Source organism: Weissella sp. DD23, from assembly GCF_001579105.1.
GTDB classification, from domain to species: domain Bacteria; phylum Bacillota; class Bacilli; order Lactobacillales; family Lactobacillaceae; genus Weissella; species Weissella cibaria.
In genome coordinates, this window is the sequence record NZ_KQ970539.1 from 1 (window position 1) to 218 (window position 218).

1 protein-coding gene is annotated in these 218 nt (G+C 38.5%); it reads right to left on the bottom strand.

Going from position 1 to position 218, the window contains the following annotated elements:
• Window positions 1-141: hypothetical protein (locus WEIDD23_RS12925; RefSeq protein WP_156469693.1), on the bottom strand; the 141-nt coding region annotated here is incomplete at its 3' end.
• Window positions 142-218 lie beyond the last annotated feature (77 nt).

The window sequence follows — 218 nt, forward strand, 5'->3', positions numbered from 1 at the left end:
TTTCATCGCTAAGTCGTTATAGCGCATTGGATAGTAGCCGAGTAAGTCATCGATTGTGTAGATACCAAGTTTATTGAGTGCTTGAACCCGCTTTGGTCCAACACCATCGAGATCATCGACTAAATCTAATAAACTAGCCAAGTTAAACACCTCCCTTTCTGAGGTATCATTATAACGCAAAATTAGGTTTTACTGAACAAAAATAACGTGTACTTTGG